We start from the raw sequence: 18,354 nt of genomic DNA, 5'->3' as shown, positions 1-18,354 counted from the left end.
GCCGATCAGGGGGCTGGTGCGGCCGGCGGATCGATGACCTCCGCGGAGTAGAGGAACCGGTTCGGCGAGCCCCGCAGGGTGTCGGCCCGTACCGCGTCTGGCGTGGCCCGGCTGGTCAGCAGGTTCGCCACCTGGGCCGGTGTCGCGTCGGGGTACTTCGACAGCACCAGCGCCGCGGCGCCGGCCACGTGCGGCGCGGCCATCGAGGTGCCCCGCAGCACCCGGGTGGCCCGGTCGGTGGCGTTGTGCGCGGACTTGATGCTCTCCCCCGGCGCGAAGAGGTCGAGGCAGGAGCCGTAGTTGGAGCCGGGCTGGTCGCCGCCCCAGCCGGTGGCCCGCTCGCCGATGGTGTTGCTAGCCCCCACCGTGATCGCGGCGGGCAGCCCGGCGGGGCTGTAGCCGCAGGCGTCCTGCTCCCAGTTGCCGGCCGCCACGACGTAGGTGATTCCCGAGGCGATCGAGGCCGCGACCGCCGTCTCCTCCGACGCGGACTCCGCGCCGCCGAGGCTCATGTTGACCACGGCGGGGCGCTGCGCGTTCTGGGTAACCCAGTCCACGCCAGCGATGATCTGGCTGACCGTGCCGAGGTTGTTGCAGCCGAGCACGCGTACGGAGACCAGGTTCACCCGGTTCGCCATGCCGTACGTCGCGCCGCCGACGGTACCGGCGACGTGGGTACCGTGCCCCTGCTCGTTGCAGTCCTGGCCGTTCCAGCCGTCCGCGATGGCGTCGAAGCCGACCGTGGCCCGCCCGCCGAACTGGGTGTGGGTGGTGCGGATCCCGGTGTCCAGGATGTACGCGGTCACGCCCACGCCGGCCTCGGCCGGGTAGCCGTAGGCGTCGTCCAGCACCGAGGAGCGCTGGTCGACCCGGTCCAGGTTCCAGATCGGGTACGGCCTGGTGTCGGCGCCCCGGACCATCGAGTCCGCCTCCACCCGTTCCACCTGGGGGTCGGCGGCGAGTCGCCGCGCCTGCGCCTCGGTGGCGGTCAGCACGAAGCCGTTCAGCGCCGTCCGATACGTGCGCTCCACCCGGCCGCCGTACCGGCCGGCGACGGCCCCGGCGGCCGACTGGACCGACGGCCCGGCCGCGCCCTTCAAGGAGACGATGTACCGGCCCTCCACGACCGCCGCCCGCGCCGGCACGTGGATCGGCCCTTCCGCCGGTGGTGCCGCCTGTGCAGCGTCGGCCACGGCCACCAGCGCCAGCGCGGCCGCGCCGGCGAGCGATCGTGACAACAGCCACCGCTGACGTTCCCTGGTGTTTCCCATCGCGTCCTCCCCCATGTCCATCGCCCTGGTTCGTGCAGCCGTGCAGTCGGTTCGGGCCTCCGCCGGTTCACAACCCGGCCGGTCGTCGCCTGCGGCCGGCGCGGTAGGGCATGGCCTTGTGAAACGGGCCTCAGCTCTCCAGCTCGCTCAGCCAGGCCCGGAAGTCCTCCGGTCCGTGCAGGTAGGAGCCGACGTCAGTACGGAGATCGGCACCCGCGAGGCGGTCCAGCGCGGACCAGAGAGCAGCGTCGCTGGCGTAGTCCGCCTCCTCGTCCCTGATCCGATCCATTGCCCAGTCGGCAGCGTCCTCGCGGCTCACCTGCCCCGACACGAGCCCGGCCGTCAAGCGCTTGGCCTCGGCTAGCACATCCGACATCAACGCGTCCCTATGTAGTTTCCGTTTCGGTCGAACACATAATGGACCTTGGTGCCGCCCGTGACGTTGACATCGGGTCGAACGATCCGGACATTTCCCGCGTGATCCAGCGTCTCATGCCAGATCCGGGTCGCCCCCGTATCGGGATTCCACTCTCGGACCAGCCGCCGACCAACCATTTCACCGGGCGTGCGTGCCTGGGAGATCTCACCGTAGAAGCGGACTCGGCCGTCAGGGAGCTCACGAACGCCGGCCTTGCCGTACTTGGCGGCCTGGTCGAGGAACGCTCTGGGGTAGGCGCCGAAGTAGGAACTGGCGTCGCCCCGTGATCCCACCGGCTTGGTGCCCATCGGGTCACTGAGCACCGTGGGCTGGTTGCCGACGTAGGCGTGCAGGTTGACGCCGCCCGCGAACCCAATCGGGTCCTCGCTGATGAAGCGCTGCAGGACCGGGCTGTAGTAGCGCGCGCGGTAGTAGTAGAGCCCGGTACCGTCGTCCTCCCGGCCGGTGTACCGGTACGGGTTGCCGCCGTCGTCCCCGTTCACCGTGGTGCCGCCGAACGGGTCGTACGCGTACGAAGCCCCCGCTCCGGCGTTGTCGACCAGGCCCAGCGTGCTGCCGAGCGCGTCGGTGAGGTACCGCCTGGTCGTGCCACCCGATTCGCGCAGCTGCCACCCATCGGTGCCGGCGCTGGTCATCGTCGCGGTGACCGCACCGTTCACCTTTTCCTGCAACGGGTTCAGCCCGTCGTACAGGTAGTTGGTGGTGGCACCGTTCACGGTCCGACCGAGCCGCCGCCCGTCGGTGGAGTAGCCGAAGCTGGCCGAGAAGCCCTCGCGGGACAACCCGGTGAGTTCGCCCCGGCCGTTCCAGGTGTAGGTGGTGGTGCCGTCCGAGGTGAGGTTCCCGTCGGCGTCGTAGCTGACGGGGACGCCGGCGACCGTCTCGACCCGGTTGCCGGCGTCGTACGTGGCCGGCCCGAACGCCGCCGGCAACTGGGTCCGGGAGTACGCGCCGGTGTTGCGGACCGGCTGCCCGGCCGGGTCGTACTCGTACCCCAGGTCGCCGAGGACGGTGGTGCCCGCGCGATAGGTGATCGACCGGACCTCGCCCGCGTCGGTGTAGGCGTAGGTCTGGCTGACGCCGGTGCCGGGCACGCCGACCCGCTCGGGGCGACCGACGACGTCCCGTCCCACGGTCGTGACGGCGGTGCCGCCCTGCTGGATCTCGGCCAGGTCCCCGTTGGCGTCGTAGACGTGCCGAGTCGGCGTCCGCCCGGCGACCGTCATGGTCCGGTCCCGCACCGTGGCGCTGTACGCGTACGAGACGGTGCCCTGCGGGGTGGTTTCGACCGTCAGCCGGTCCAGGTCGTCGTATTCGGCGGTGGTCACCCCGGCGACGGAGTCCTCGGTCCGCCGCAGCCGGTTCCCGGCGTCGTAGGTGTGGTCGATGGTGGACTCGGTGCCGACCCGGGTCTGCTTGACCCGGTCCAGTTCGTCGTAGTCGCGCTCGGTGACGATGCCGCGCCGGCTGAGGTGCTTCTTCTGGTTGCCGTTGGGGTCGTACTCGAAGCGCTCGACCGCGCCCAACGGGTCGGTGATCGATTCGAGCTGATCCATGTTGTTGTACCCGAAGATCGTCGCGCCCTCGCGCGCGTCGACGACCTTCGTCTGGTTGCCGTTCGGGTCGTACTCGAACTCCGTGGTGCGTCCCAGCGGATCGGTCACCGAGCGGATCTGGTCGGCGGCGTCGTACCGGGTGTCCGTGGCCGCGCCCCGCGGGTCCAGGCTCCGGATCTCCCGGCCGATCGGGTCGAAGGCGCTCTGGCTCACCCGGCCGAGTTGGTCGGTGACCCGGACCGGGTCCGCGCCGACGTAGTCGATGGTGACCGACTTGTTCGCAGGATCGGTGACCTTGGTGACGAGACCGCCGGCGTCCACGACGTAGGTGGTCTTGCGGTTCATCGGGTCGGTGATGCTTTTGAGCGCACCGCGCGTGTCGCGCTCGTAGATCGTCGACTTGTTGTAGGCGTCGGTGGTCTTGGTCAGCTCGGCGAACGCGCCGTTGTACTCGAACTTCTCGGTCCGCGCCTGGGCCGTGCCGGCGAGCGCCGTGGTCTCGGTGACCTGGCCCTTGGCGTTGTAGACGAAGGTGGTACGCCGGTTCAGCGCGTCCACCGTCGCCGTCCGCCGGACCCCGGCGGCGTCGTACTCGTGGCTGGTGGTCTGCGCCAGCGGTGTGCCGTACGCCCGGGTGTCGGTGAGCACCGAGCCTTGCGGATTGAAGGTGAACCGGCGGACCTGACCCCTGGCGTCGGTCATCCGGGTCTCGGTGATGACGTTGTTGACGGCGGTGTAGTCGAACTTGGTGAGCCCGCCGTCGGCCGCCTTCTGGGTCCACACCCGGCCGGCGCTGTCGTACTCGTTGGTCAGGAAGGTGATGTCCCGCGGGTCGGTGATGGTCTTCAACCGACCGTTGGCGTCCCAGGTGTACTCGGTGACGCCCTGCTCAGCATTGGTGACGGTGCGCAGGCGCCCGGTGGAGTCGTAGGTGTAAGAGACCTTCCGGCCGAGGTTGTCCTCGATCCCCGTGATCTTCGGCGGGTTACCGGCGTCGTAGCCGAACCTCACCCACCGGCCGCTCGGCGAGGTGATCTGCGTGATCGCGCCGTTCTGGCGCACCTTGCCGTCGGTACCCGGGGCCGAGGTGGCGCGGGTGATCGTCGTGGTGTTGCCGTACCTGTCGCGGATCTCCTGCATCGGCGACTCGTCGCCGAGCACGATCACCGTGCCGTCGCGCAGCGTGACGTCCCACCCGTCGCCGTTCCAGGCCACCGTCGAGCCGTCGTACCGGGTGGGCGTCGGGTCCGCCGCGAAGATCGCGCCCGCGTAGTCCTTGCCGGGCGAGGTACGCCGATAGTGAATCTTGCTGCCGTCCGGCTGGATCAGGTCGAACTGTTGGAAGTCGAAGTTGCCGATCGTCCCTGGCGACCACGGGAACATCCCGTAGTCGAAGCTCATCCCGACGCCGAAGGAGCGGATGTCCGGGTCGCCCTGCTGGTAGGTGCGCTTGATCTGGATCGGCATGACGTCGTCGACGACCAGGTCGACCGACTCGTCCACCAGCAGGCCGGTGGCCGGGTCGACCGGGTCCGCGACCCGGAAGCCGTTGGCCCGTGGCGCCAGCGGCGGCGGGTTCATCCCCGGCACCGCGGTCATCGCCCCGGTCAACCGGTAGAACTTGACCTCCGGGTCCGGGATGATCTGCTTCCCGTCCGCCGAGACCCGGCCCAGGCCGTAGACGTGCCAGCCCCGGCCGTCCGGGTCGTAGTTCCAGAACTGGGTCCGAGTGCCCGGCGCTTCCTTCGTGTAGTTCGGGTAGATGATCCGGGCGCCCTCGGGGAAGAGCACCCCGCCACCCGGCTGGACGCTGAAGTAGACCGGCACCTTCGTCGGCGGCAGTGGGAACGGCGGCCGGTCGATCGGGATCGCCGTCAGGTTCAGTTCCGTCGCGACCTTGCCGTCGGCGTCCCGCACCACCGTCCCGGCCGGGATGTGCACCTCCAGCCCGGGAATGGCCCTGGTGGTGAGCACCACCTCCCGTGTGGTCGGGCTCGCCACCGTCACGGTGCCCGCCCGGTCGAGCCGAGGCAGGAAGACCGTGTACGGCAGCACCAGCATCTGCCCACGCGCCACCTCGACGCCGATGTCGAACACCCCGTACCGGCGGTCCTTCGCGCCGGCGGAGCGCCCGTCCACCCGCAGCGAGACGTGGCCGGCCGCGACACCGGTCAGGGCGAACAGGCCGTTCGCGTCGGTGGTCGTCCTCCGCTCGCCCACGCCGACCGTGACGTTCACCAACGGCCGGTCCTCGGTGTCGAGCACCCGGCCGACCACCCCCGTCATCCCGACCGGGAACTGCAACGCGCGCTCGCGGGTCGGTACCGGCCCGCGCCGGGTGGTCCAGTCCTGGCCGCCCAGGTTCTTCGCGTCGGGCGTCCAGGGGGCGTCCTCGCAGCCGGCCGCCGGCTTCGGCTCGGGCCGGGGCTCGAACGGCGTCCGCGCCTCGCCGGCCTGGACCGGCGCGGGCGCGACCGGCGCCCCGATCGTCATCGCGGGCGTGGTGCACGCCGGCGCCGGAGCGACCTCCTCGGCCGCGGGACGCTTCTCGGCCGTCCGCCCGGAGTCCGCCAGGACGGCCCTGCGCCGCAGGCTCACCTGGATGGTGCCGGTCGGGCCGCCGGAGATGTCGAACGTCATCGTGTGCGTGCCGGCGGCCCGGAACGCCGGCATCACCGTGACGCGACGGATGATGGCCGTACGGGACTGCAGGGCACTGCCGTCCGGGTTGTAGAGGGCGTAGTACCCGAGGTAGTCCCAAGCGAGACCGCTGACCTCGAACTCCAGCGCGTCCCCGACCGCCGCGTCGAAGGTGACCCGGCCGTTCTGGGCGGGCTTCTCGATCGTGATCGTCCTGGCCGGACCGCCGATCTCCAGCTTCCCGCCGTCCGCCTCGCCGTAGACCATGAGACCGAGATCGCCCGTGGCCTCCTGGTACGGGGTCAGCTCAATCCGGTACGTCCCGGCGACCGGCAGGGCCGGCAGGTCCTGGCCGCGCCGCAGGTCGATGGCGCCGTAGTAGTTCAGCAGCGTGTTGTCGGGCCGGTAGACGCGGGTGACCAGCCACTGGATGTCGCCGGTCGCGCCCAGCGCCAGCCGCTGACCCACCTGACCTGTGAAGGTCGCCACGACCCGCCGCCCGGGCAGCGTCACCGCGGCCGGCTTCGGTGCCGCGTCGATCGCCAGCGCCCCGATGTCGAGCGGCTCGACGGCGACCACGGAGACCCGCCCGGTGCCGGGCGACTCCGGATCGACCCGGATGCGGTACTTGCCGGTGTCGGGAAGCGCCGGGACGTCGATGGTGCGGCCGCTGTAGAGCGCGGAGGTGCCGTTCGGCCGGTACAGCCGCAGGGTCACCTCGCCGGGAAGGCTCTTGTCGGTGGTGGTCAGGTAGAGCGGTCGGTCCTTGACGCCGTTGTAGTCCAACCAGACGTCGCGCCCGGGCCGGTCGACGGTGACGGCCTTCTTGGTGTTGACCGTGATCTCGCCGGCCTCGGCCGTGGTGGAGAGCCAGGCCTTGATGCTGCCGACGGCCTGCCAGCCGGTGACGAAGAAGCTGTGCGTTCCGGTCTTGCGCAGCGTCGGTACGTCCCGGGTCTCCGCCGTGCCGGCCCGCATCTCCACCTGGACGTCGTCCGGCTCCGTCATGATCGTGGAGGGGTACTGCGGCCGGTCGTGCGCCTGGAGCGTGTTCTCGGTGAAGCCGAGTTGCAGGACCTGCCCGGTGGTACCGGAGAACGGCAGGCGGACCGACTGCCCCGGCCGTTGGATCCGGGCCTCCACGGCGGCGCCGTTGATCGCCAGGGTGGCGCCGTTGACGACGGTGGAGAGCCATACCCGCCCGAAGCCCAGTTCGTTCGCTCCGAAGGTGATCGAGAGCTTGTACGTCCCGGTCACCTTCGGCTTGAAGATCATCGTGGGCGTGTACTGGGTGAGCGACGCCGTCCAGCTGAAGTAGCTGCCGTCCGGGGCGGTCGCCCGCACCACCATGGTGTTGCGCGGCTCGCTGACGTCGGTCAGGCCGAGGCTGAGCCACTGGTTGGCGGTGGCCGCGAAGGGGAACTCGACGGGCTGCTGCGGCACCGTAATCTGGAACGGCACGCCGGACCCGTCCGCGCTCAACTGCGTGCCCGTGAGCGTGTTCGAGGCGGTGATCTTCACCGAGCCCGCAGCCTCGTCGTTCGGCGAGATCACGAGCGGGTAGGTGCCGGTGGCCGTCAGCTTCGGCAGGTCCTGGCTGAGCACGCCGCCGGCCCAGAGGTCGAGCGGGTCGCCGAGGGTACCGCGGGCGAAGTTCCCGCCGTACGGCGTGTAGAGCCAGAGCGCCGAACGCACCGGGATGGTGTTGCTCTCGAACTTGAGGTTGACCCGCTCACCGGCGATGCCGTCGAGCAGCACCAGCGCCGACTTGCCGGCCGGTACGGAGACGGTGATCGCGGGCTTCCCCGCGCCGACCCGCCCGGCGTAGACCAGGTTGGCCATCACGAAGCCGCGCGGCGCGACCAGGAAGTCGCTGGCGCTCTGCGCGGTGCCGCCCGGGGTACGCACCGAGATCCGCCCCGACGAGGCCGCGGCCGGTACCCGTACCGTCAGGCTGGTCGGGCTCGCGGTCTGCACCTGCGCCACCGTGCGGTGGAACATCACCACGTTGCGGGTCTTGTCCGGGTCGAAGCCGGTGCCCGTGATGGTGACCAGGTCGTTCTTGTTGCCCCGGTCGGTCGAGACGGCGGTGATGCTCGGCGCGCCGGTACCGGCCTCCACACGGAACGGTCGCGGGCTCTGTGCCGTCTTGCCGTTGGCGGTGACCGCGACGACCCCGGCCGTCGCGCCGGCGGGAATGGCGACCTTCAGCCGGTTCGTGGTGACGGAGGTGACCGGCGCCGCGATGCCGTCGACGGTCACGGTGTTGCCGGCGGCGGTGGCGGCGAAGCCTACCCCGCCGATCTCGACCGTGGTACCGACCGGCCCACGCGCCGGTACCAGCGCGAACACGGCGAGCGCGTCGGTGGCGAGCCGCTTGGTCTCCAGCAGGTTGCCGGCGTCATCGTAGCGGTACGCGGCGGAGCCGGTGGCCGGGTCGACCACCCCGGCGAGCTGGCCGGCGGCGTCGTAGAAGTAGTCCCGCGGGCCGGCGGGCGCGGGCGCGGCGGCCGGTCTTCCCGGCGGGTCCTCCACCGGCTTGGCCGAGGCGCCGCCGGCCGGCAGACCGGCGGCGACGACGATGGCCGCGACCGACGCGGTGAGCAGCCGTGACTGGGCACGGAAAAAACGCTTCAGGCGCATTGATTCCCCCGTAGATCACGCGCGACCGTCAATTGCCCGGATCGCTGATGCACCTCATGACATTGACGTCTGGGACTTTAGTCGACGTCCGTCTATCCGGAAAGGCAGCTCCCGTGTCACGTTGCACGCTGCCCTTTCGGGCACCGCGCCGTGCCATCCGGCCTCGACAGACATCACGTCCAGCAAGCAGATTGCTCAAATTCCAATTGATCTTGTTCGATTGATATTTGCCTCACTGAACCGAATGTCGGCTTCGCTCCCGAGATGGTGCGGAGACCGGACGGGTCGCATAGGCTGACGTCATGGTCACATTTCTCCGGCCGGTCGCCGCCGTTCTCACCGCGCTGGGGCTCGCCCTCGCCCTGGCCGGATGCGGCGACGACGGACCCACCCGGGCGGAGATCGCCGACAAGATCCGCTCCGACCCCCAGATGGCCGGTACGCCGGACCGGGCGGTCGACTGCCTCGCCGACTGGTACCTGGAGTACGCCTCGCCCGAGCAGCGGGAGGCGTTCCTGGCCGGTCGGGCGGACGGCGCGCCGGCCGGGAACCCGGAGGCCGAGCGGGCGATGGTCGACTGTCTGAAGCTCGCCGCCGGCACGCCGTGACCCCGGCGATCGGCTAGCGCGGCACGGCGTCCACGGTGAACTCGCACCACTGTGACCATCCGCCCGCGGCACCGGCGTCGGCGCTGCGGACCCGCCAGGCGTACGCGCCGTCCTCGGCCAGCGCCCCGGCCGGTACCTCGACCGACACCGTCTGACCCGACCAGTCGGAGACGGTCGCCTCGCCGACCTTGTCGCCGTCGACCGCCCACCACTCGAAGGTGGTGGTGAGGTCGTCGAAGTCGGCATCGTCGGTGAAGGCGCTCAACCGGGGCGTGGCCGTGTCGACGTGCGGCCGGTCCGGGCCGGTACGACAGTCCGTGGCGGGCTCGGTGGCGAGCCGGCTCGGTCGGTCCGGCGCGCCGGTGGTGCCGGCGAGGAACGAGTAGGTCGTCGGCTCGCCGAGCGCGCCGGTGGCGTCCCGGCGCCGGACGCTCAGCGTGTGCTCGCCGTGGTACTCGGGCGTCAACACCACCCGGGCCAGCCCACGCGCCGGCACGTCGACCGGCTGCGCCCCGTCGAACTGGTAGACGTAGCCGCTCGTCCCGGCGAGGCCGGCGATCTCCGCCTCGGTCAGCGTCCGGGTGAAGGCCACGACGTCGTCGGCCTGGCCCGGCCAGTACTCGGTGGCCGCGCCGTTGACCCGGGCCCGGCCGATGGTGAACGGCTCCGAGCCGCTGCGGAGCCGGGCGGAGTAGGCGGCGGTCCCCTCCAGCCGGCCGTTGACGTAGATCCGCAGCTCCTTGCGCGCCGAGTCGTGTACGCCGGCGAGGTGTGTCCAGACGCCGGCCTGGGGCGCGGTGGTGGCCAGCGCCTTCGCGACGGCGGCGTTGTCGGCGTCGGTCAACGGCAGGGTCAGCGCCCACCTGTTGTCGGTCCTGGAATAGCCGAGACGGAACAGGCTCTGCCGGGTCCCCTCCTGACTCAGCACCGTCGCCGCCGCGCCGGTGCCGGTGAGCCGCACCCAGGCACCGACGGTGTAGTCCTCGTCGCCCTGCAGCACGCCGGGCTCACTCACCGCGTAGCCGGTGGTGCCGTTGAGGCCGAGGCTGGCACCGGCCGGGTCGGCCACCCAGCCGGCCCCGCCGCTCAGGGTGACGCCGGGCCCGAGGTCCTCCCCGCCGGCGGTGTTTCCGGCGCCCTCGTGGAAGCCGAGTTGCAGGCGCCGGTGCGCCGCGTTCAGGCCGGGTCGGAACCCGAAGGAGCCGGGCTGGCCGGCGCCGCCGTACCGCCAGCCGTCGTCCGGGTAGTCGTCGGAGCGGACCGCGGGCGGGGGCGGCTCGGGGGCGGAGACGGTGAACTCGCAGACGACCGAGGACGGACCCGGCTCACCGTCCGCGCTCGCGGTGGCCCGCCACGCGTACGAGACGTGGTCGGCGAGCACGCCCGGCGGGACGGTGTACGAGAAGTCCGGGCCGGTGCCGGAGACGTCCGCGCTGTGGAAGCCGTCCCGGTACGGGATCGGCGCGAGGTCGAACTGGACCGAGAGCCATCCCTCGCCGGCGCCGACCCGCGCCCGCAGTGTCGGCGTGGTGGTGTCCAGCACCGGCCGGCCCGGGCCGGTAACGCACGGGATCTCCGGCGTGGTGGCGGTCTCGGGCCGCTCCGGCGGGGCGAGGCTGAGCACGTCGAACGGGTAGCTCGCCGGCGCGGAGAGCTGGCCCGCGCGGTTGCGGGCCCGTACCGTCAGCGTCCGCGCGCCGACCGTGGCGGGGGTGACCACGACCCGGGCGGAACCGGTCGCCGTGGTCGAGGTGGGCGCCGGCGCGTCGTCGAGCTGGTACTCGTATCCGACCTCGTTGGCCAGTTCCGAGATCTCCGAAGTGCCGAGCGTGCCCTCGTAGACCCGTACGTCGTCGATGCCGCCCGACCACCAGTCGGCGGCGGCGCCGGCGCGCTTGCCGCGCCCGAGCACGAGGGCACCGCGGGCGTTCCACGGCGTGGTGAAGGCGGTGGTCGCGACGGGCAGCCCGTCGACGTAGAGCCGGAGCTGCCGGTTGATCCCGTCGTAGACGCCCGCGAGGTGGGTCCAGACGCCGGGGCGGGCGGTGGCGACCGACGTGGCGGCGACGGTCGCGGCGGTGTCGGTGTCCGCCGCATGCCGGCCGAAGGCCCAACGGTTCGAGGCGCCCGTGTACTGGAGGAAGAAGCCGCTGCCCCGGCTCCCCTCCTGGGCCAGCACGGTACGGGTGCCGGTGGTGCCCGCGGGAAGGCGCACCCACGCGGTGACGGTGAAGTCCTCGTCGGTGGCGACCACGGACCGGTCGGTGGCGGCCGAGGAGCCGGTGCCGTTGAAGGTCAGCGACGCGCCGGCGCCGTCGGGGTTCCAGGCGGCACCGTTGAGCGTCAGCGGGAACCGTCCGTAGAACGACGTGTCCGTGGTGGAGCCGCCCGTACCCTCGTGCAGCGGCCACCGGGCCCGCAGCCAGGAGTCCGCGCCGGAGTAGGTGCTCAGGTCGAAGGGGCGGGCGGCACCGGCGGTCTCCCGGAACAGCGGCGCCACGATGTTCGGGGCCGGCGGTGCCGTGGTCCGGACGGTGAACTCGCAGAAGGACGACCAGGCCGAGGCGGCGGCGCCGTCGGAGGCGCGAACCCGCCAGCGGTAGTTGCCGCCGGTGGCGAGGGCACCGGTCGGTACGCCCGTCGCGGCCGTGGCCCCCGAGGCGAGCCCGGAAACCGTCGCGGAGCCGATCGGGGCGGTCCCGGTCACCGACCACCACTCGAAGCTCGCGGAGAGCGACCCGCCGTCGGCGTCGCTGACCACCGCCCGCAGCTCGGGCGTGGTGGTGTCGACCGCCGGACGGCCGGAGCCGGTGACGCAGCCGGTGGTGGGGACGGTGGACCGGGTACCCACCACGGGCGCGGCGAGCGCGGCGCCGGACGAGGACGGCTCGGCAGGCGCGGGCCGCGCCGTCGCGGGCTCGGCAGGCGCGGGCTGAACGGTTGCGGGCTCTGCCTCGGCGGGGTCCGGCCCGACCACCACGACCGAGGCGGCGGTGGCGGTCAGCAGCGCGGCGCCCAGCCGGGTGGCACGGTGACGCCCGCTCCCGCTCCACGGCCACGCGCCCCGTGGTCGCCGGGAACGACTCGATCCGGCGCGTGCTGACGAGGACAAGTACAGGCGCGCCATCGGCCGGCCTCCCCGTTGTGGGCCGCCCGCTCCCCCGAGGTCGGGCCGTCACCCAACGGCGAACGCTACATCACGGCGCGCAACGGGGTCAACGACTGTCTATATCGATGCCCGGCATCGATCACTGCGCCACGAAGACGACAATTCCGCGCTTGAATGTGGACAGTTTTCTGCAATAACATGACCGCTCCAGTTTTGTTTCGCAGCTGTGAACGGCGGTCCGGGACCTCACCGCCCGCCAGCCAGACCCCTGGGGATGCTCCGGTACTCGGGCGCCGGTCGGCGCCCCGCCATCCATCGCAGGCACCGCGAGAGAAACGAGTGATTCGATGTCACGGAGCACCATCGGAGCCACCTCGGGGCGACGATCCGGCAGACCGGCCCGCTGGGTCACGGCGACGGCGGTCGCGGCGGGGCTGAGCGTACTGGCGGGCGGCGGGAGCACCCCGGCGCTGGCCGGCCCGCCCCGGCACCCCGCCGCCGCCCCGGTCGTCACCCGGGCCGCCCTGGACCCGTCGCTGGTCGCGGGGCGCGGCGCCCGCGTCGACTTCGTCGAGCAGGAGGCGGAGAGCGCCGCGACGAACGGTACCGTCATCGGCCCGGACCGGGCGGCCTACACCCTGCCGGCCGAGGCCTCCGGCCGGCGCGCGGTCCGGCTCGCCCCCGGGCAGTACGTCGAGTTCGCCCTGCCCGCCACGGCCAACGCGATCACGGTCCGCTACAGCATCCCCGACGCGCCGGGCGGCGGCGGGATCACCGCGCCGCTGGACGTCACGGTGAACGGCGGCGCGCGCCGGACCATCACGCTCACCTCGCGGTACGCCTGGCTCTACAACCAGTACCCGTTCTCGAACGACCCGGGCGCGGACCTGCTGCACCCGGACTGGTGGATCACCGAGTGCAACTGCGTGCCGGCCGCCACCACGCCGCCCCCGGTCGTCGCGAAGCCGTTCCGGCCGAACCACTTCTACGACGAGCAGCGGCTCCTGCTCGGCCGCACCTACCGCGCCGGCGACCGGGTACGCCTCACCGCGCCGGCCCGGACCAACGCCGCCTGGACCGTCGTCGACCTGCTCGACTCGCAGCTGGTCGCCCCGCCCCGGGTCAGCCTCGCCGCCGCGAACGTGCTGGCGTTCGGCGCCGACCCGACCGGCCGGCGCGACTCGGCCGACGCGTTCGACCGGGCGATCGCCTTCGCGAAGCGCGCCCGCCTCAAGGTCTACCTCCCGCCGGGGACCTACCAGGTGAACCGGCACATCATCGTCGACGACGTCACGATCGAGGGCGCGGGCAACTGGTACACGATCGTCAAGGGCCGCGAGGTCGCGCTCGACCCGCCGGCCCCGGACGGCTCGGTGCACACGGGCGTCGGCTTCTACGGCCGGGACGCCGCGGCCGGCGGCAGCCGCAACGTGCACCTCTCCGGCTTCGCCATCGAGGGGGACGTCCGCGAGCGCATCGACACCGACCAGGTCAACGGCGTCGGCGGGGCGATGAGCGACTCCACCATCGACGGTCTCCACATCAGCCACACCAAGGTCGGGATGTGGTTCGACGGTCCGATGACGAACCTGCGGATCACCAACAACGTCGTCGTGGACCAGATCGCCGACGGGTTGAACTTCCACACCGGCGTCACGAACTCGGTGGTGTCGAACAACTTCTTCCGCAACACCGGCGACGACGCCCTCGCCATGTGGTCGGAGCGGACCGCGAACGCGGGCAACACCTTCGACCACAACACGGTGCAGACGCCGGTGCTGGCCAACGGCATCGCCATCTACGGCGGTACCGACAACACGGTCTCCAACAACCTGGTCGCGGACCCGGTCCGCGAGGGCAGCGCGATCCAGGTCGGGTCCCGCTTCGGCGCGGAGCCCTTCACCGGGCGCCTGCTGATCACGAACAACACCACGGTACGGGCCGGCACGTACGAGCTGAACTGGAACATCGGGCTCGGTGCGATCTGGTTCTACGCGCTGGAGAAAAACATCGACGCGGACATCCAGGTGGTCGGGGACCACTACCTCGACAACACCTACAACGCGATCATGCTGGTCAGCGAGTGGTCGGTGAAGGACCTCTACTCGATCACCGGGGTCCGCTTCCGGGACATCCGGGTCGACGGTACGGGCACCTCGGTGGTGAGCGCCCGGGTGGCCGGTTCGGCGTCCTTCGAGAACGTCGACGCCCGCAACGTCGGCGCGGTCGGCGTCAACAACTGCGGCTCGTTCCACTTCACGCCGGCCGGCTCCGAGTTCTCCCTGACCGACCTCGGCGGCAACGACGGGGGCGGCACCACCGGCCCCTGGCTCGCCCCCTGGGAGCTGCCGAACACGATCACCTGCGACGACCGCCCGCCGGTGGTCGCGCCGCCGGCACCGTCCGCCTGGTGAGGTGTGCGGGCCCTCGCCGTCGCTTCCGCCGGCGGCGAGGGCCCCTTCCGGACGGGACCGTCCGCGACGGCGGGCAGAATGGGCCGGTGGCGAAACGCGGTACCCGCTCCAGCACGGGCGACGAGACGACCGGACGCTGCCCGTGCGGCTCGGGCGGCGCGTACGAGGGGTGCTGCGGCCGGCTGCACCGGGGGGAGGCGACCGCGGCGACCGCCGAGCAGCTGATGCGCTCCCGGTTCAGCGCCTTCGCCGTCGGCGACACCGCCTACCTGCTGCGCACCTGGCACTCCCGCACCCGGCCGGCCCGGCTGACGCTCGACCCGCGGCAGCGCTGGACCCGCCTGGAGATCCTCGGTACCGACCAGGGCAGCCTCTTCGACACCACGGGCCAGGTCGAGTTCGTCGCCCACTACCGGGAGTCGGGCCGCCCCGGAACGCTGCACGAGCGGAGCCGGTTCGTCCGCGCGGACGGCGAGTGGGTCTACCTCGACGCCACGGGCTCCCCGACGTAACGCCGGACCGACGGCTGGCGGGCCCGACGGGAGGCCCTCAGAACATGCCGTTGGGGTTCAGGGATTCCTCGGGGATCGGCTGCATGACGTCCCAGTGCTCGACGATCTTGCCGTCGTCGAGGCGGAAGATGTCGACGATGGCCGTACCGGGCTGCCCGGGAACCCGGATGCCGTGCACGTGCGCGACGACGTGGTCGCCCTCGGCGAAGATCTTCTTGACGTCGGCCCGCAGTTCGGGGAAGTCCCGCCTGATCTGGTCGACGAAGCCCCGGAAACCCTCGATGCCGTCGGCGATCCGCGGGTTGTGCTGCCGGTAGCTGGCGCCGATCAGCGCGGACGCGGCGACGAAGTCCTTCTGGTTGATGCCGGCCTCGTAGAAGGCGAGCACGGTCCGCTTGTTCCGGTCGAGCACGTCGCTGGGGGCACGCTCGGCGGTGGGCGACGAAAGATCCATGGAAGGAGCCCTTCTAAGTGAACGGCTGTAGCGCTACGACCGTAGCGCAACTGATGTGCGGTTACAATGGCCCGGTCATGGCAGCTGATCCGTCCTCGCCCAGCCCGACCGCCCGGCGTCGCCGCAACGCGCGCGGCCAGGGCGAACGGCTGCGCGAGGAGATCGTCTCGGCGGCGGTACGGATGCTCGACGAACTCGCCGACGACGAGGCCCTCTCCCTGCGCGCCGTCGCGCGGGAGATCTCCGTCGCCGCCACCTCGATCTACCTGCACTTCCCCGACCGGGACGCGCTCGTGCTGGCCGCGATGCGGCGCTGCCACGAGGAACTGGTCCGGACGGGTGACGACGCCGAGGCGGCGCACGAGAACCCCGCCGGCGGGCTGCGGGCGCGGATCCTGGCCCAGGTCGCCTGGGCCCACGAGCATCCGGGGATATACAAGGTGCTGCACGAGAGCAAGGTCAACCGGCGCCTCGGCATGCCCTTCAAGGAGGTGCTGATCGCGCGCACCACGACGGCGGTACAGCGCTGCATGGACGCCGGGCTCGCCCCGGCCGACGACGCGGCGACCGTGGCGATCGACCTCCGTACCGCCGTGAACGGGATGCTGTCGCTGCGCCTCAACGAGCCGGACCTGCCCTGGCCGCCCGCGCACGAGCAGGTCGACCGCTTCCTCACCAAGCTCGTCGGCATCCCGACCGGTACGGGCAGCCGGCGGTGACCACCGCCGGCCCGACGCCGCCGAGCCGCCGGCCCACGGTCACCGCGACGGCGGCGTGACCAGCCCGGACTCGTAGGCGAGGACGACCAACTGGGCGCGGTCCCGGGCGCGCAGCTTCGTCATCGCCCGGCTGATGTGGGTCTTCGCGGTGGCGAGGCTGATCACCATGTGGGCGGCGATCTCGTCGTTCGACATGCCCCGCGCGGCGAGCGCCACCACCTCCCGCTCCCGGTTGGTGAGGACCTCCAGCCCCGCGCCGAGGCCGCCCCGGGGCGGACGCGACACGAACTCGCCGATGAGCCGGCGGGTGATGGCCGGGGAGAGCAGCGCGTCCCCGCGGGCGGCCACCCGTACGCCGTGGATCAGGTCCGCCGGTTCGGTGTCCTTGACCAGGAAGCCGCCGGCCCCCGCCCGCAGCGCGCGGTAGACGTACTCGTCGAGGCCGTAGTTGGTCAGGATCACCACGTGTACGCCGGTCAGGCGCGGATCGGCCGCGATCTGCCGGGTCGCCTCGATCCCGTCCAGGACCGGCATCTGGATGTCGACGAGGGCGACGTCGGGCACGTGCTCCACGGCGAGCGCGACCGCCTCCCGGCCGTTCGCGCCCTCGGCCACCACCTCGATGTCCTCCTCGGCGCCGAGCAGCGCCCGGAATCCGGCGCGGATCAGCGCCTGGTCGTCAGCGAGCAGCACCCGGATCACGACGCCGCCAGCGGCAGCTCGGCGCGGACGGTGAAGCCGCCACCGTCACGCGGGCCGGCGTGCAGCGAACCGCCGAGCGCGCTGACCCGCTCCCGCATGCCGGCCAGCCCCACCCCCGGTGTCACGGTCTCGCCCGGGACGCCCCGGCCGTCGTCGTCCACCCGTACGGTCAACCCGTTCTCCCGGTAACCCAGCCGCACCGACGCGGTCACCGCCGGGCCGGCGTGGCGCCCGACGTTGGTCAGTGCCTCCTGGATGATCCGGTACGCGGCGCGGTCCACCGGCGCCGGCAGCGGTCGCGGCTGGCCGCTGACCCGTACCGTGACCGGCAGCCCGGCCCGCCGCGCGCCGTCGACCAGCTGCTCCATCCGGTCCAGCCCGCTGCCGCCCGCCCCCGCCCCGTCCTCGCCGTCGCGCAGCACCTCCAGGGTGGCCCGAAGTTCCCGCATCGCCTCCGTGCTGGCCTGCTGGATCGCCAGCAGCGCCGCGTCGACCGGCTCGTCGCGCTTGCGGGCGAGGTGGACCGCGACCCCGGCCTGCACCTTGATGATCGAGATGCTGTGCGTGAGCGAGTCGTGCAGCTCGCGGGCGATGCGCAGCCGCTCCTCGCCCGCGCGGCGGCGGGCGGTCTCCTCGCGGGTGCGTTCGGCCTCCGCGGCGCGCTGCTCGACCTGGTCGAGGTAGGCGCGGTGCTTGCGGGACAGCTCCCCCGCCACGCCGGCCGCCACCAGCCAGCCGAGCAGCAGAATCCAGCGCTGCACGGCGTCGGGGGACGGCTGGTCGCAGCTGAGCTGCCCGACGAGGCCGCCGATCACGATGACCCCGGCGGCCAGCGCGGCCGGACCGCGACAGCCCCGTTTGACCGCCGCGTAGAGGGCGAAGAGCACGGGCGGCAGCGGCGCGTACCCGGGATAGCCGCGCAACTCGTACCCGACCATGCAGGCGGTCGCGAGACCGAGGACCAGCACCGGTGCCCGCCAGCGCAGCGCGATCGCCATCCCCGCGAGCACCAGCAGCAGGACGCCGCCGGCGTCGAGCGGGGCCCGGCCGGGCGGCGAGGTCGCGGCGCTGACCAGCACCAGCGCGGTGAGCCCGAGCGCCGTGGCCGGATCGCGCCAGCCGCCGCGCCACCCCCACATGACCATGGTCGAACGGTAGACGAACGCCGCCCGCCCGCGCGTCCCGCGCAGGTCGTAGGCGCCGCTACCGCCGGGGATGTAGTTTCCGCCGCCCTGCTCCCCGCGCGGCAGCCCGAACTGCCTTCCCCGGCCCGACGCGCCGGCACCC

At 72.2% G+C, this 18,354-nt stretch carries 11 protein-coding genes; 4 read left to right on the top strand and 7 right to left on the bottom strand.

Translation table 11 applies throughout. From position 1 onward, the window contains the following. Window positions 1–5: 5 nt before the first annotated feature. The 3 genes from AB0J86_RS18315 to AB0J86_RS18305 all read right to left on the bottom strand — a co-directional run bounded on the left by AB0J86_RS18315 (window position 6) and on the right by AB0J86_RS18305 (window position 8,549). Window positions 6–1,271 carry a S8 family peptidase gene (locus AB0J86_RS18315; protein ID WP_363858468.1) on the bottom strand — a complete coding sequence of 422 codons (1,266 nt, stop codon included), beginning with the start codon at window positions 1,269–1,271 and terminating at the stop codon, window positions 6–8. A 130-nt stretch (window positions 1,272–1,401) separates the two neighbouring features. After that, on the bottom strand, window positions 1,402–1,647 hold the full coding sequence (locus AB0J86_RS18310; protein ID WP_363858466.1) for a hypothetical protein: 246 nt from the start codon (window positions 1,645–1,647) through the stop codon (window positions 1,402–1,404). Further along, window positions 1,647–8,549, bottom strand: a complete 6,903-nt coding sequence (locus AB0J86_RS18305) for an RHS repeat-associated core domain-containing protein (protein WP_363858464.1) — start codon at window positions 8,547–8,549, stop codon at window positions 1,647–1,649. Before AB0J86_RS18305 ends, AB0J86_RS18310 begins: the two co-directional genes overlap by 1 nt. A gap of 302 nt (window positions 8,550–8,851) precedes the next feature. Between AB0J86_RS18305 and AB0J86_RS18300 the strand changes: the two genes are divergently transcribed. After that, complete coding sequence (locus AB0J86_RS18300) at window positions 8,852–9,157, top strand: hypothetical protein (protein ID WP_363858462.1); 306 nt, start codon at window positions 8,852–8,854, stop codon at window positions 9,155–9,157. Between the two features lie 13 nt (window positions 9,158–9,170). Here AB0J86_RS18300 and AB0J86_RS18295 read toward each other — a convergent pair whose 3' ends face one another. Continuing rightward, window positions 9,171–12,011 carry a LamG domain-containing protein gene (locus AB0J86_RS18295; protein WP_363858460.1) on the bottom strand — a complete coding sequence of 947 codons (2,841 nt, stop codon included), beginning with the start codon at window positions 12,009–12,011 and terminating at the stop codon, window positions 9,171–9,173. Window positions 12,012–12,613: 602 nt separating this feature from the next. Between AB0J86_RS18295 and AB0J86_RS18290 the strand changes: the two genes are divergently transcribed. Next, entirely contained in the window at window positions 12,614–14,680 is a 2,067-nt protein-coding gene (locus tag AB0J86_RS18290) for a glycosyl hydrolase family 28-related protein (protein WP_363858458.1), read from the top strand. Between the two features lie 86 nt (window positions 14,681–14,766). Further along, complete coding sequence (locus AB0J86_RS18285) at window positions 14,767–15,192, top strand: YchJ family protein (RefSeq protein ID WP_363858457.1); 426 nt, start codon at window positions 14,767–14,769, stop codon at window positions 15,190–15,192. A gap of 37 nt (window positions 15,193–15,229) precedes the next feature. Here AB0J86_RS18285 and AB0J86_RS18280 read toward each other — a convergent pair whose 3' ends face one another. Next, the gene (locus AB0J86_RS18280) at window positions 15,230–15,646 is read right to left on the bottom strand and encodes an ester cyclase (protein WP_363858455.1); all 417 of its coding nucleotides are present in this window, start codon (window positions 15,644–15,646) and stop codon (window positions 15,230–15,232) included. A gap of 77 nt (window positions 15,647–15,723) precedes the next feature. On the opposite strand from AB0J86_RS18280, the gene AB0J86_RS18275 reads away from it, so the two are divergent. Beyond that, the gene (locus AB0J86_RS18275) at window positions 15,724–16,365 is read left to right on the top strand and encodes a TetR/AcrR family transcriptional regulator (protein ID WP_363858453.1); all 642 of its coding nucleotides are present in this window, start codon (window positions 15,724–15,726) and stop codon (window positions 16,363–16,365) included. Between the two features lie 39 nt (window positions 16,366–16,404). Here the strand turns inward: AB0J86_RS18275 and AB0J86_RS18270 are convergent, their stop codons facing one another. Together AB0J86_RS18270 and AB0J86_RS18265 are read right to left on the bottom strand one after the other, a co-directional pair. Then, on the bottom strand, window positions 16,405–17,067 hold the full coding sequence (locus AB0J86_RS18270) for a response regulator transcription factor (RefSeq protein WP_363858451.1): 663 nt from the start codon (window positions 17,065–17,067) through the stop codon (window positions 16,405–16,407). Beyond that, the gene (locus AB0J86_RS18265) at window positions 17,064–18,212 is read right to left on the bottom strand and encodes a sensor histidine kinase (RefSeq protein ID WP_363858449.1); all 1,149 of its coding nucleotides are present in this window, start codon (window positions 18,210–18,212) and stop codon (window positions 17,064–17,066) included. The genes AB0J86_RS18270 and AB0J86_RS18265 overlap by 4 nt, the downstream gene beginning before the upstream one ends. Window positions 18,213–18,354 lie beyond the last annotated feature (142 nt).

It is taken from the genome of Micromonospora sp. NPDC049559 (assembly GCF_040676675.1).
Classification (GTDB): Bacteria; Actinomycetota; Actinomycetes; order Mycobacteriales; family Micromonosporaceae; genus JBFAPK01.
The sequence above is the reverse complement of the archived record's forward strand: the minus strand, read 5'-3'. Positions and strand labels throughout refer to the sequence as shown.

Excerpts from the sequence above, each read along its gene's own strand:
- AB0J86_RS18315 (WP_363858468.1), bottom strand. The coding sequence starts at position 1,271 with ATGGGAAACACCAGGGAACGTCAGCGGTGGCTGTTGTCACGATCGCTC.
- AB0J86_RS18310 (WP_363858466.1), bottom strand. The coding sequence starts at position 1,647 with ATGTCGGATGTGCTAGCCGAGGCCAAGCGCTTGACGGCCGGGCTCGTG.
- AB0J86_RS18305 (WP_363858464.1), bottom strand. The coding sequence starts at position 8,549 with ATGCGCCTGAAGCGTTTTTTCCGTGCCCAGTCACGGCTGCTCACCGCG.
- AB0J86_RS18300 (WP_363858462.1), top strand. The coding sequence starts at position 8,852 with ATGGTCACATTTCTCCGGCCGGTCGCCGCCGTTCTCACCGCGCTGGGG.
- AB0J86_RS18290 (WP_363858458.1), top strand. The coding sequence starts at position 12,614 with ATGTCACGGAGCACCATCGGAGCCACCTCGGGGCGACGATCCGGCAGA.
- AB0J86_RS18280 (WP_363858455.1), bottom strand. The coding sequence starts at position 15,646 with ATGGATCTTTCGTCGCCCACCGCCGAGCGTGCCCCCAGCGACGTGCTC.
- AB0J86_RS18275 (WP_363858453.1), top strand. The coding sequence starts at position 15,724 with ATGGCAGCTGATCCGTCCTCGCCCAGCCCGACCGCCCGGCGTCGCCGC.
- AB0J86_RS18265 (WP_363858449.1), bottom strand. The coding sequence starts at position 18,212 with ATGGTCATGTGGGGGTGGCGCGGCGGCTGGCGCGATCCGGCCACGGCG.